General features: G+C 70.8%; 12 protein-coding genes and 1 tRNA gene. 6 read left to right on the forward strand and 7 right to left on the reverse strand.

Annotated elements, in window-relative coordinates; translation table 11 throughout:
• The first annotated feature begins 5 nt into the window (after positions 1 to 5).
• From ACOACQ_RS14560 to ACOACQ_RS14585, 6 genes are all read left to right on the forward strand, one after another.
• A complete protein-coding gene (locus ACOACQ_RS14560; protein WP_378606668.1) occupies positions 6 to 542 on the forward strand; it encodes a gamma carbonic anhydrase family protein in 537 nt (178 codons plus the stop codon).
• Positions 543 to 556: 14 nt separating this feature from the next.
• Positions 557 to 1,381, forward strand: coding sequence for an arylamine N-acetyltransferase family protein (locus ACOACQ_RS14565; protein ID WP_378606665.1), 825 nt, complete (start codon positions 557 to 559; stop codon positions 1,379 to 1,381).
• A gap of 145 nt (positions 1,382 to 1,526) precedes the next feature.
• Entirely contained in the window at positions 1,527 to 1,661 is a 135-nt protein-coding gene (locus tag ACOACQ_RS14570; protein WP_378606662.1) for a hypothetical protein, read from the forward strand.
• A gap of 57 nt (positions 1,662 to 1,718) precedes the next feature.
• The gene (locus tag ACOACQ_RS14575) at positions 1,719 to 2,789 is read left to right on the forward strand and encodes an enoyl-CoA hydratase/isomerase family protein (protein WP_378606659.1); all 1,071 of its coding nucleotides are present in this window, start codon (positions 1,719 to 1,721) and stop codon (positions 2,787 to 2,789) included.
• A gap of 22 nt (positions 2,790 to 2,811) precedes the next feature.
• Positions 2,812 to 3,666 carry an alpha/beta hydrolase gene (locus ACOACQ_RS14580; protein WP_420288604.1) on the forward strand — a complete coding sequence of 285 codons (855 nt, stop codon included), beginning with the start codon at positions 2,812 to 2,814 and terminating at the stop codon, positions 3,664 to 3,666.
• A gap of 34 nt (positions 3,667 to 3,700) precedes the next feature.
• Positions 3,701 to 4,900, forward strand: coding sequence for an MFS transporter (locus ACOACQ_RS14585; RefSeq protein ID WP_378606653.1), 1,200 nt, complete (start codon positions 3,701 to 3,703; stop codon positions 4,898 to 4,900).
• Positions 4,901 to 4,925: 25 nt separating this feature from the next.
• Here ACOACQ_RS14585 and ACOACQ_RS14590 read toward each other — a convergent pair.
• The 7 genes from ACOACQ_RS14590 to topA all read right to left on the reverse strand — a co-directional run bounded on the left by ACOACQ_RS14590 (position 4,926) and on the right by topA (position 12,089).
• Positions 4,926 to 4,998, reverse strand: a tRNA-Thr gene (locus ACOACQ_RS14590).
• Between the two features lie 78 nt (positions 4,999 to 5,076).
• Positions 5,077 to 5,571: a hypothetical protein gene (locus tag ACOACQ_RS14595; RefSeq protein ID WP_378606650.1), complete on the reverse strand. Its 495-nt coding sequence runs from the start codon at positions 5,569 to 5,571 to the stop codon at positions 5,077 to 5,079.
• Between the two features lie 9 nt (positions 5,572 to 5,580).
• Positions 5,581 to 7,137 carry an alpha/beta hydrolase gene (locus ACOACQ_RS14600; RefSeq protein ID WP_378606647.1) on the reverse strand — a complete coding sequence of 519 codons (1,557 nt, stop codon included), beginning with the start codon at positions 7,135 to 7,137 and terminating at the stop codon, positions 5,581 to 5,583.
• Between the two features lie 25 nt (positions 7,138 to 7,162).
• Positions 7,163 to 8,314: a DNA polymerase III subunit delta' gene (locus ACOACQ_RS14605; RefSeq protein WP_378606644.1), complete on the reverse strand. Its 1,152-nt coding sequence runs from the start codon at positions 8,312 to 8,314 to the stop codon at positions 7,163 to 7,165.
• Entirely contained in the window at positions 8,311 to 8,970 is a 660-nt protein-coding gene (gene tmk, locus ACOACQ_RS14610; protein ID WP_378606641.1) for a dTMP kinase, read from the reverse strand. Before tmk ends, ACOACQ_RS14605 begins: the two co-directional genes overlap by 4 nt.
• Positions 8,971 to 9,004: 34 nt before the next feature.
• Entirely contained in the window at positions 9,005 to 9,349 is a 345-nt protein-coding gene (locus ACOACQ_RS14615) for a hypothetical protein (RefSeq protein ID WP_378606638.1), read from the reverse strand.
• Between the two features lie 10 nt (positions 9,350 to 9,359).
• Positions 9,360 to 12,089, reverse strand: coding sequence for a type I DNA topoisomerase (gene topA, locus ACOACQ_RS14620; protein ID WP_378606635.1), 2,730 nt, complete (start codon positions 12,087 to 12,089; stop codon positions 9,360 to 9,362).
• Positions 12,090 to 12,095 lie beyond the last annotated feature (6 nt).

Raw genomic sequence — 12,095 nt, forward strand, 5'->3', positions numbered from 1 at the left:
GGCCCGTGTTCGCATACGAGTTCGAGGGCAAGTCCCCCACGGTCCACCCGGAGGCGTTCGTCGCCCCGACCGCCACCCTGATCGGCGACGTGACGATCGAGAAGGGTGCGAGCGTCTGGTACGGCGCCGTGCTGCGCGCCGACATCTGCACGATCATCGTCCGCGAGGGCGCCAACGTGCAGGACAACTCCGTCGTACACGGCGCACCCGGCGTCGTGGTCGAGCTCGGCGAGAACTCGACCGTGGCGCACTCCTGCGTCTTCCACGGTGACCGGCTCGGCACCCGCGCCCTGCTCGGCAACGACAGCACCGTGCTGGACGGCGCCAGCGTCGGCGACGGCTCCCTGGTGGCCGCCGGGTCGCTGGTCACCCCCGGGACCGAGATCCCCGCGGGCGTCCTGGCCGCCGGCAGCCCGGCCCAGGTGAAGAAGCCGATCGAGGGCACCGGCGCGGCCTTCTGGATCGAGACGAACGCGCCGTACTACAGCGACCTGGCGAAGCGGCACCGCGCCGGAATCCGCGCGATCGACGAACAGGCCTGACCTACGCTCGGCCCATGAGCCCGGACTGGCAACCCGATCAACTCGACCTCGACGGCTACCTCGCCCGCCTCGGGCTGGCCCGGCGCGAGCCGGGACGCGAAGCACTCGATGAGCTGCACGGTGCGCACGTGCGCACCTTCAGCTTCGACAACATCGACATCCTGCTCGACCAGCACCCCGGCGTCGCGCTGGAGGCGTTGAACGAGAAGTTCGTCGGCCGCGGCCGCGGCGGCTACTGCTTCGAGCACGCGACGGTGTTCGCCGCTGCCCTCGAACAGCTCGGGTACGACGTGCGCCGGCACCTCGGTCGCGTCGGTGATCCCGCCAGTGGCAGCGTCCAGGGGCGCACCCACATGACGATCGAAGTGGGGCTGGACGGCGAGCGCCTGCTCTGCGACCCGGGCTTCGGGATGAGCCTGGTCCGCCCGGTGACGCTGGCCGACGGCGCCGAGAGCGACCAGCACGGCTGGCCGTACCGGGTCACCCGCAACGACGACGGCAGCTGGGGACTCCACCGGTTGCGGGAGTCCGGCTGGGAGCTGACCCACACCGTCGACGAGCTGCCCGTGCTGCCCGTCGACGTGGTGATCGGGCACCACTACACGAGCACGTTCCCCACGTCGCATTTCCGTTCCGGCCTGATGGTCACCCTGCACCAGGCCGGTCGCCACGTCGCACTGACGGATGCGACCGTGACCGTACGCCGACCGGGCGACCCCACCGAGCACCACGACCTCGGCGAGGGCGAGCTCGCAGGGTGGCTGCGGGAGCTGGCCGTACCGCTGAGCGAGCAGGAGCAGCAGCGGTTGCTCGCACGGCTCGCGGGCGCCCGGACCTAGTCGGCGCCTGGCCCGGTCGAGCGGAAGCCACCACCCGAACGGACTAGACAAGTCCCGCCCAACGGGGTTCGTGCTGCCCGCCGGGGTGAGCGCACGATGGAGAAGCACTCATCGTCGATTGCTCACTCCAGGAAGGAGGACCGCCATGACCTGGCACACCTCGACAACGACCAAGGCGGACCTGCCGCAGCTGTTGGCCCACATCCGACATCAGGGCGGGACCGTGGCCAGTTGCCACCAGTGCAGCAGCGGCCTGGAAGTCACCTGGTTCACCCTCTGAAAACCATCGCCGGGGCCGGACGCTATCCGTCCCGACGCCCCCGGCACAATGACGCGCATGGCGAACCCTGGCGGACCTGGCCGAGCTGACCACGAGTCCCCGGTTCTTCTGCACCGTGACGGCCACGCGGCCCACGTCGTGCTCAACCGGCCCCGCGCGATCAACGCCCTCACCCACGAGATGGTCGGCATCATCACCGCCGCGCTCGAGGAGTGGGCCACGGACGACACCGTGCGGACCGTCGTACTCACGGGCGCCGGCGAACGCGGCCTCTGCGCCGGCGGCGACATCGTCGCCCTCTGGCAGGACGCGAAGGTCGGCGGTACGGAGGCCGCGGCCTTCTGGGCCGACGAGTACCGCCTGAACGCGATGATCGCGGCGTACCCGAAGCCGTACGTCGCGATCATGGACGGCATCGTCCTCGGCGGCGGGATCGGCCTCTCCGCCCACGCGGGCGACCGCGTCGTGACCGAACGCTCGGCGATCGGCATGCCCGAGACCGGCATCGGCTTCCTGCCCGACGTCGGCGGCACCTTCCTGCTCTCGCGGGCGCCCGGCGAGACCGGCACCCACCTCGGCCTCACCGCCGGCTCCGTTGGCGCCGGTGACGCGATCGCGATCGGGTTCGCCGACCACTTCGTTCCAACCGAGCGGATCCCCGCCCTGCTCGCGGACCTGGCCGTCCGCGAGGCCTCGGTCGCGCTCGCGGCTGCGGAGGCACCTGCGCCGGAATCACCCCTCGCCGCGGCCCGATCCTGGCTGGACGTGGCGTACGCCGGGGACGACGTCCTCGTCATCCTCGAACGGTTGCGGGCCCTCGGCACGGAGGAGGCGACCACGACGGCCGACACCATCGAGGCCAAGTCACCGACCTCCGTCAAGCTCACCCTCCGCGCCCTGCGGGAAGCCGCGCAGCTGCCGACGCTGCCGCCCGCGCTCGACATGGAGTACCGGCTCGCGCTCGGCCTGCACGGTCACCACGACTTCGTGGAGGGCGTGCGCGCCCAGGTGGTCGACAAGGACCGCAACCCGCAGTGGGAGCCGGCTCGCCTCGACCTGGTCAGCGACGACGAGATCGCCGGGTTCTTCGGTTCGCTCGGCGACCGGGAGCTCGGGCTCGCGCCGTAGGACAGGTGCGAGACTCGGCACCGTGGATCGCAGGATGCTGCTTCGCCTCACCGCGATCGGCAGCGCGTCCGCCGTCCTGTCCGCGACCGGCTGCAGCGAGGAGAACCGACCCGTGAGCACCCCTGAACCCACCGGCGGCGTCACCCGCACCGTCCACCCATACGGCGAGGACCCCAGCCAGTACGGCGCCCTGTACCTGCCCAGCGCCGAGCCACGGGGGCTCGTGGTGGTCATCCACGGTGGCTTCTGGCGCCCCGAGTACTCCGCCGAGGCACTCGGCGCACCGCTGGCCGCCGCCCTCGCCGGGCAGGGCTGGGCGGCGTGGAACCTCGAGTACCGACGCGTCGGGGACCGGTCGGGCGGAGGCGGTGGCGCACCTGCAACCTTCGACGACGTGGCCGCCGGCATCGACCTGCTGGCCGAGCTCGACGTCGACACCACGACAGTCGTCACCCTGGGCCACAGCGCCGGCGGCCACCTCGCCGCGTGGGCCGCGGCGCGCGGCCGGCACGGCTGGTCCGAACGGGTGCCGGTGACGCACGTGATCAGCCAGGCCGGCGTGCTCGACCTCCGGGCAGCGGACGCCGCGGGCCTGGGCAACGGTGCGGTCCGGGCCTTCCTCGGCCACCCGCCGACCACGGCCGACGCGCGCTTCGACCCGGCGCAGCAGCTCCCGCTCGACGTACCGATCTGGTGCGTGCACGGGGAAGCGGACGCGAACGTGCCGCTGAGCCAGTCGACCGACTATGTCGAGCGCGCCAGGGCAGCGGGCGCCACGGCTGAGCTGGTCGAGATGTCCGGGGACCACTTCGTCGTCATCGACCCCGCGTCGGACGCCTGGGCGCGCCAGCTGGAGATCCTCGACACGATCGCCTGAGCGGCCCTTCCGGAGTCCCGCGTAGTCTCCGGAGGTGTCTTCGCCCCCTCGCCGTGGCCACCTGCCGGTGGTCGTGACGCTCCTCTTCGTCGCCGGGTGGGCCACCAACCACTTCGCCGCGATGATCCCGGTGCTCCGCGACCAGGAGGGCCTCTCGGCCACGGTGCTGGCTGGGGCCTTCGGTGTCTACGCACTCGGCCTCCTCCCCGGACTCCTGGGCGGCGGCGGGGTCTCGGACCGCGTCGGACGCCGACCGGTCGTGCTGATCGGGAGCACGATCGCTGCTGCGGGCAACCTGCTGATGCTCTGCTGGCACACCGGAGCCGGTATCTACTGCGGGCGTCTGGTGGTCGGTGTCGGCGTCGGGCTCGCCATGAGCGCCGGCACGGCGTGGGCCGCGGACCTCGGCGGCCGCCGGGGTACGACGATCGCAGGGACCGCGCTGACATCCGGCTTCGCCGGCGGGCCGCTCGTGTCCGGCCTGGTCGCGCAGTTCGTCACGGAGTCAGCTGCACTCGCAGCGCCGTTCGTCCTGACCATCGCGCTGTCGCTCGCCGCGGTCGCACTGGGGTTCCGGGCGACGGCCGCGCCACCGGATCCCCACCGGGCCGAGCCCCCGGCACTGCCGACGACGTCGGTCGATCGGAGCGTGGGGCGCGCCCTGGTGCGCGCCGTGCCGATGGCGCTGTGGGTGTTCTCCGCGGTCACCGTCCCGGTGGTCGTCCTCGCCGGCCGGGTCGGCGGCGACCACAGCGGGCCGTGGGTGCCGGGGGTCGCGTCGGCACTCGCCCTGGGGACGGGTGTCGCGGCGCAGGTGGCCGCCCGCCGCGCCGACTGGGGACCTCGGGCCGGCATCGTCGGCGCCGTCCTCGCAGCCGCCGGCTTCGCGCTGGCGGTCGTGGTCGACGAACAGCAGGGCGTCGGACTGTTCATCGTCACGGCCGTGCTGCTCGGGTCGGCGTACGGGCTGTGCCTGCGGGCGGGCCTCGTGGACGTCGAGACGCTCACTCCCCCCGAGCACCGCGGCATCACGATCGGCGTCTACTACGTGTGCACCTACCTGGGCTTCGGCGTGCCCGTGCTGCTCGAGTCCCTGCGCGGGCCTGTCGGCACCGCCACGCCTCTGCTCGTCCTCACCGGACTCGCCCTGGCGGCGGCAGCCCTGCGGTGGACGCAGCTGCGCGCGGGAGAGCTCGACAACGACGAACGGCGCGGTTTGCATCAACCTGGTTGATGCGAACCGCGCCGTTTCTCGTCCGAGCCGCCTGTCAGAATCGAACTGACGACCTAGTCATTACGAGTGACTCGCTCTACCGACTGAGCTAAGGCGGCGTGCTCCACGCCGAGACGCAGAACAACGTGCGGAAGCATACCGAGGTCGGGCGCCGGTTGAGGAATCCGGGTGACAGGTCAGCCCGACTCGGCCAGGCGCTTGAAGTTGAGCAGCTGGCGACGGGCCATCACCAGGTCGCCCAGGCTCAGCGCCGGAGCCAGCGGCCGGGGCAGCTCCGCCACGATCTTGAGGACCAGCCGGGTGCGTGCCGGACCGACGGGCACGAGCAGGTAGGTCATCGTGGCGCCCATGATGCGGGCGGTGAGGTGGACCTGGTGCTCGACGGCGAGCACCCGTCCCAACGGCCGCCCCGCACTTGCGGTGAACGGGTCCCCGGGCTGCGGGTCCGGGAGGTCCCGGAGCTCCCGCGGAGAGCGCCGCCCGAGGTTGTCGATCCAGTCGTAGGAGTACGGCGCCAGCCGCACCTGGACCAGCCAGGGCCAGATCCGCTCCGGGTCGGCCTCGACGGTCACCGCTCGCCAGGCCTGCAACGTCGGGTTCGCGACGAAGGCGTCGCACGGGTAGCTCCGGACGAGGTCGTCGTCCGTCGTACCCCAGCGGTCAGCGAGCACGGCGCGCGGTCAGCACTCCAGCCCGTCCTTGGGCACCTTGCCCTCGATCAGGTAGGCGTGCACGGCGTCGTCGATGCACTTGTTCTGCTTGTTGTACGCCGTGTGGCCGTCACCGTCGCGGCTGACCAGGACACCGGTCTCCAGCTGCTCGGCCATCGCGACCGCTTCCTCGTACGGCGTCGCGGGGTCGCGCGTCGTACCGAGGACCACGATCGGGGCGGCTCCGGAGCCGTCGATCTTCAGGTCGGGCTCGTCGGTGGCGGTGAACGGGATGCCGTTGCAGGCGGTCAGGCCCCAGGCGAACACCCTGCCGAACGTGGGGGACGCCTTCTCGAAGTCGGCGAACTGGGCGGGGACCTCGTCGGGGGTGATGGAGTACGGGTCGTCCAGGCAGTTGATCACCGAGATCGCCTCGAGGCTGTTGTCGGTGTACGTGCCGTTCTCGCGGGAGCCGTAGAAGTCGGCCAGCAGGAGCAGCGTGGAGCCGTCGCCCTTGAGGGCCTTCTGCAGGCCGTCGTCGAGGTAGGACCAGTTGTCCTGGTTGTAGAGCGGGGTGATCAGGCCGTAGAACGCCAGCCCGACGGTCAGCTCGCGCCCCTCGGTGTCGCCGGTGTCGAGCGGCTCCTTGTCGATCTTGTCGAGCAGGTCCTTGATCGTCTTGAGCCCGGCGTCGACGGTGCTGCCGAGGAAGCAGTCGCCGCCGTCCACGCAGTCCTGGATGTAGGAACGCAACGCGGTCTCGAAGCCCTTGGCCTGGCTCAGCGAGCCGTCACGCGACGAGATCGACGGGTCGATCGCGCCGTCGAGGACCAGCCGGCCGGTCTTCTCGGGGTAGAGCTCGGCGTACGTCGCCCCGAGGCGGGTGCCGTAGGAGAAACCGAGGTAGTCGAGCTTGTCCTCGCCGAGCGCGGCGCGCAGCACGTCCATGTCGCGCGCGGCCTCGACCGTGCTGACATGGGCCGCGACGGTGCCGGACTTGGCCTTGCAGCCGGCCCAGAACTCTTCCGCCTTCTCGGTGCCGTCCTCGACCTCCGCGGGGGTGTCGGGGTCGGGGTCGCCGGCGATCTGGGCGTCGAGCTCGTCGTCGGTGATGCAGTCCACCGGGTCGGACTCACCGGTGCCGCGCGGGTCGAAGCCGACGATGTCGTAGGCCGCGAGGAGCGGCGCCGCGAAGTAGAGGTTGGCGTCCTCGACCGTCGAGGTCCCGGGCGCGCCGGGGCCGCCGGGGTTGACGACGAGGGAGCCGATCCGGTCGCCCGTGGCCTTCGCCTTCTCCAGCGCGAGCAGGATCGAGCCGTCCTCGGGCGACTCGTAGCTGATGGGGACCTCGAGGGTGCCGCACTCGTTGCTGCCGCAGGACTTCCAGGAGATCTTCTGGTCGTAGAAGTCCTCGATGGTCTTCCCCGTGGACGGCTGCTCACTGCTCGGGTCGTCGCCCTTGTTGGCGGCGTCGTTGTCGTCACCGTCATCGCCGGTGAGCAGCACCACGCCGACGCCGACGGCAGCGGCGAGCACCAGGGCCCAGATCGCAATCACTGCGATGACCAGGTTCTTCTTCACAGCCATGTCCACTCCCTCGTCGTGGTGCTCTTCATCGTTGCGGCGTCTTCAACGCCACCATCATCGACTCCAGTGCCAAGGCAACCGGGACATTGAACTCCAGCATCTGTTCCCGCGCGGCGAAGATCCAGCCGATCCGCCGGAGGTTGAGCTCCGGGGACGACGTCGCGACGATCTGTTCGACCTGGTCGCGGATGTCCTCGTTGACCAGTCCTCCGGGCGCTCCGGTGGCCAGCGCGATCGCGTCGCGGTAGACCGACACGAGATCGGTGAGGCCGCGGTCGACCATGTCGAGGTGACGGCGCTTCGCCCGGGTCTTCTGAGCCTTCTCGAGCGCTGCCAGTGCCGGTCCGTACTCCCGCGGCCGTCGACCGCGCTCGACCACGCCGTACGACGCGTCGATGTCGACCTTCTCCCGGGCGTCGAGGTCGGCGGTGATCGCATCCGCCTCCTCCTTGGCCGTGGTGGCCAGCCGGGCAGCCGCATCCATGCAGCGACCGAGGTTCGACAGCCGGGCCGGGATCGTCACGACCTCCTGGCGCCGGGTGCGCACCGCCTCGTCGAAGGCCAGCGCCTTCGCCCGGCCGATGTGGCCCTGGCTCGCGCGGGCGGCGTACGACGCCAGGGGCTCCGCGACGCCCCGGGCGACCAGGAAGCCGGCGACCTCGGTGACGGTCGGGGTGGAGAGCGTGACGAGACGGCAGCGCGAGCGGATCGTCGGCAGGACGTCCTCGACGGTCGGGGCGCAGAGCATCCACAGGGTCCGGCCGTTGGGCTCCTCGATCGCCTTGAGCAGTGCATTGCAGGCCTGGTCGGTGAGCCGGTCGGCGTCCTCCACGATCAGGATCTGCCAGCGGTCACCCATCGGGCTCAGCGCTGCCCGGCGCACGAGGTCGCGGACCTCGTCGACGCCGATGGAGAGCTTCTGGGTGCGGATGACCGACACGTCGGCATGCGACCCGTTCAGCACGGTCCGGCAGGCGTGGCAGGTCTCCGGGCAGTCGGGGCCGAGCCCGGCCTGCGGGCACTCGAGCGCTGCTGCGAAGGCGATGGCGGCGTTGGAGCGGCCCGAACCCGGCGGTCCGGTGAACAGCCAGGCATGGGTCATCCCCTGGCCTGCGGCGGCCTGCCGCAGCGCCGTGATCGTGGGGCCCTGGCCGACCAGGGTGTCCCAGATGGTCATGGGGCTTCCCGACGCGCCTGCGCCAGCAGCGGCTCGACCCGCTCCGCGATGGTCGCAGCGATCTCCTCGATCGGGGACCGCGCGTCGAGCACGGCGTAGTGCTCGGGGTCGCGGGCAGCGAGGTCCAGGAACGACTGGCGCACCCGCTGGTGGAACTCCAGCGACTCGCCCTCGATCCGGTCACGTCCCTCGAAGCGACCGAGCCCGGTCTCCGGGTCGACGTCGAGCACGACGGTCAGGTGGGGTCGCAGGTCGCCGGTCGCCCAGCGCGCGACCTCCTCGACCTCGTCGACGTCCAGCGCCCGGCCTGCCCCCTGGTAGGCCAGGGTCGAGTCGACGTACCGGTCGGTGATCACGATCTCGCCCCGGTCGAGTGCGGGCTGCACGAGCGTCTCGATGTGCTCGGCCTTGTCGGCGGCGTACAGCAGGACCTCGGTCTTGTGGGCGAGCGCGCCGGTCTCGGGGCTCAGCACGATCCGCCGCATCTCCTTGCCGACGGGGGTGTCGCCGGGCTCGAAGGTGAGGCGCACGCGGTAGCCCGCGGCCTCGAGCCGGTCGCGCAGCAGCCGCGACTGGGTCGACTTCCCACCACCTTCGCCGCCCTCGAAGCAGACGAAGACGCCCGTCGGGGCGAAACGGCCGGGGTACGAGGTCACGCCCAGAACCTACGGGAACGATCCGACGCAGGCATCAGGGGACCGGCGTGTGACCGACCGTCCCGAAGGTGATCCACGAGTAGAAGAACCCGATGCCGGTCACGACCGGGAGCCCGAGCAACCAGCCGAGGGCGAACAACCGCGTCCAGGCCGGGAACCGCGGTGCCCAGACCACGCCCAGTGCCGCCACCCAGGAGACGAGGAGCACCCAGGTCACCGCTGACCATGCGCCCGGTGCGACGAACAGGTCGGTCCCGTTCTCCCCCTCGGGACCGCCGAGCGAGCCCAGGGTGCCCGCGAAGAATCCCGCGACGAGGCCGGCGAGAAGGGCGAGAGCCGACCGGGGTTTCGAGGCTCGCTGCGCTCGCACCTCAACCACCGGGCGGGCCTCAGGCCTTCTTGGCCGTCTTCTTCGCCGGAGCCTTCTTCGCGGCCGTCTTCTTGGCAGCGGTCTTCTTCGCCGCAGCCTTCTTGGCCGGGGCCTTCTTGGTCGTCTTCTTCGCAGCCTTCTTGGCCGGACCCTTGGCACGACGCTCGGCGAGCAGCTCGGCCGCCCGCTCCAGGGTCACCGCCTCGACGGAGTCGTCCTTGCGCAACGTCGCGTTGTACTCACCGTCGGTGACGTACTCGCCGAAGCGGCCGGCCTTCACGACGATCGGCTGGCCCGACACGGGGTCGTTGCCGAGCTCCTTGAGCGGCGGGGCCGCGGCGGCGCGGCCGCGCTGCTTGGGCTGGGCGTAGATCGCGAGCGCCTCGTCGAGGGTGATCCCGAAGATCTGGTCCTCGCTGGTGAGCGAGCGGGAGTCGGTGCCCTTCTTCAGGTACGGCCCGTAGCGGCCGTTCTGGGCGGTGATCTCCTCGCCGTCCTCGCCGGATCCGACGACGCGGGGAAGGGCGAGCAGCTTGACGGCGTCGTCGAGGGTGACGGTGTCGAGCGACATCGACTTGAAGAGCGAGCCGGTGCGCGGCTTCTCCCCCTTCTTGGGCTTCTTCTCGCCCTCGGCGGGCTCGGGGATCAGCTCGGTGACGTAGGGGCCGTAGCGGCCGTTCTTCGCGACCACCTGCAGACCGGTCTCCGGGTGCACGCCGAGCTCGATCTCCTCTCCGGCCGGGTTGGCGAGCAGCTCGATCGCCTTGGCGACGGTGAGCTCGTCGGGCGGCAGGTCGTCGGGGACGTTCGCGCGGCGGGCCAGCGGCGCACCGTCGTCGTCGGGACCCTCGAGGTACGGGCCGTACTTGCCGACGCGCAGGTTGATGCCGTCCTCGGCCGTGCCGACCGGGAAGGTCGCGAGCTCCCGGGCGTCGATGTCGCCCAGGCCCTGCACGAGGGGCAGCAGCCCGGTCAGCGCCGACGAGCCGTAGTAGAACTCCGTCAGCTCGGTGGTCCGGTCCTTCTCGCCACGGGCGATCTGGTCGAGGACCTCTTCCATGCCGGCGGTGAATTCGTAGTCGATCAGCCGGGAGAAGTGCTCGGTCAGCAGCCGCACCACGGAGAACGCGATCCAGGCCGGCACCAGCGCGGTGCCCTTCTTGTAGACGTATCCGCGGTTGAGGATCGTCCCGATGATCGAGGCGTACGTCGACGGGCGACCGATCTCGCGCTCCTCGAGCTCCTTGATCAGGGTGGCCTCGGTGAAGCGCGACGGCGGCTTCGTCTCGTGGCCGTTCGCGGAGATCGACGCGGCCGAGACGGAGTCGCCCTGCTGCAGGTTCGGGAGCCGGGTCTCCTGGTCGTCCTTGGTCGCGGCGGTGTCGTCGGTGCCCTCGACGTACGCCTTGAGGAAGCCGTGGAAGGTGATGACGCGACCGGTGGCCGAGAACACGACGTCCTCGCCGCTGGCCGCTGCGCCGCCGAGGCGGATGCTGACCGACTGGCCGACGGCGTCCTTCATCTGCGACGCGACGGTGCGCATCCAGATCAGCTCGTAGAGCCGGAACTGGTCGCCGGTCAGGCCGGTCTCGCCGGGGCGCTTGAACGAGTCGCCCGCCGGGCGGATCGCCTCGTGCGCCTCCTGGGCGTTCTTGACCTTGCTCGTGTAGGTCCGCGGCTCGTCGGGGACGTACTCGCTGCCGTAGAGCTCGGCGACCTGGCTGCGGGCCGCGGAGATCGCGGTGTCCGACAGGGTCGTCGAGTCGGTACGCATGTAGGTGATGTGGCCGTTCTCGTACAGCCGCTGGGCGACGCTCATCGTCACCGACGCGCTCATCCCGAGCTTGCGGCTGGCTTCCTGCTGCAGCGTGGTGGTGCGGAAGGGCGCGTACGGCGAACGGCGGTACGGCTTGGCCTCGACCGTACGGACGTCGTACGCGGTGTCGGCGAGGGCGGCGACCAAGGCTTCAGCACGGGGGCGATCGAGGTGGACGACGTCCGCCTTGCCCTTCAGCAGGCCATCCTGGCCGAAGTTGCTGCCGCTGGCGACGCGGGTGCCGTCGATGGTGTGCAGCTTGGCCGGGAACATCCGCTGGTCGTGCTTCGAGCCGGCGTCGAAGGTGCCCTCGAGGTCCCAGTACGACGCGAGCTTGAAGGCCATCCGCTCCTTCTCGCGGTCCACGACGAGGCGGGTGGCCACGGACTGCACGCGGCCCGCGGAGAGGCCGGACATGATCTTGCGCCACAGGACCGGCGAGACCTCGTAGCCGTAGAGCCGGTCGAGGAGGCGACGGGTCTCCTGTGCCTCGACCAGGTCCATGTCGAGCTCGCGCGGGTTGGCGGCGGCCTCCTGGATCGCAGCCTTGGTGATCTCGTGGAAGACCATCCGGCGCACCGGGATGTTCTTCGGCTTCAGCTCGTCGAGGAGGTGCCAGGCGATGGCCTCTCCCTCGCGGTCCTCATCGGTGGCGAGGTAGAGCTCGTCGGCGTCCTTCAGCAGGGCCTTCAGCTTCGAGATGTGGCTCTTCTTGTCCCGGGGGACGACGTAGTAGGGCACGAAGCCGTTGTCGACGTCGATGGCCAGCCGGCCCCAGGGCTTGTCCTTGATCTTGGCCGGGGTGTCCGCGGCGTTGTTCGGAAGGTCCCGGATGTGGCCGATGGAGGACTCGACGACATAGCCGTCGCCGAGGTACCCGCCGATGGTGCGGGCCTTGGCCGGCGACTCGACGATCACCAACTTGTGTGCCACTGCTGA

It is taken from the genome of Nocardioides sp. CPCC 206347 (genome assembly GCF_048654605.1).
GTDB lineage: Bacteria > Actinomycetota > Actinomycetes > Propionibacteriales > Nocardioidaceae > Nocardioides.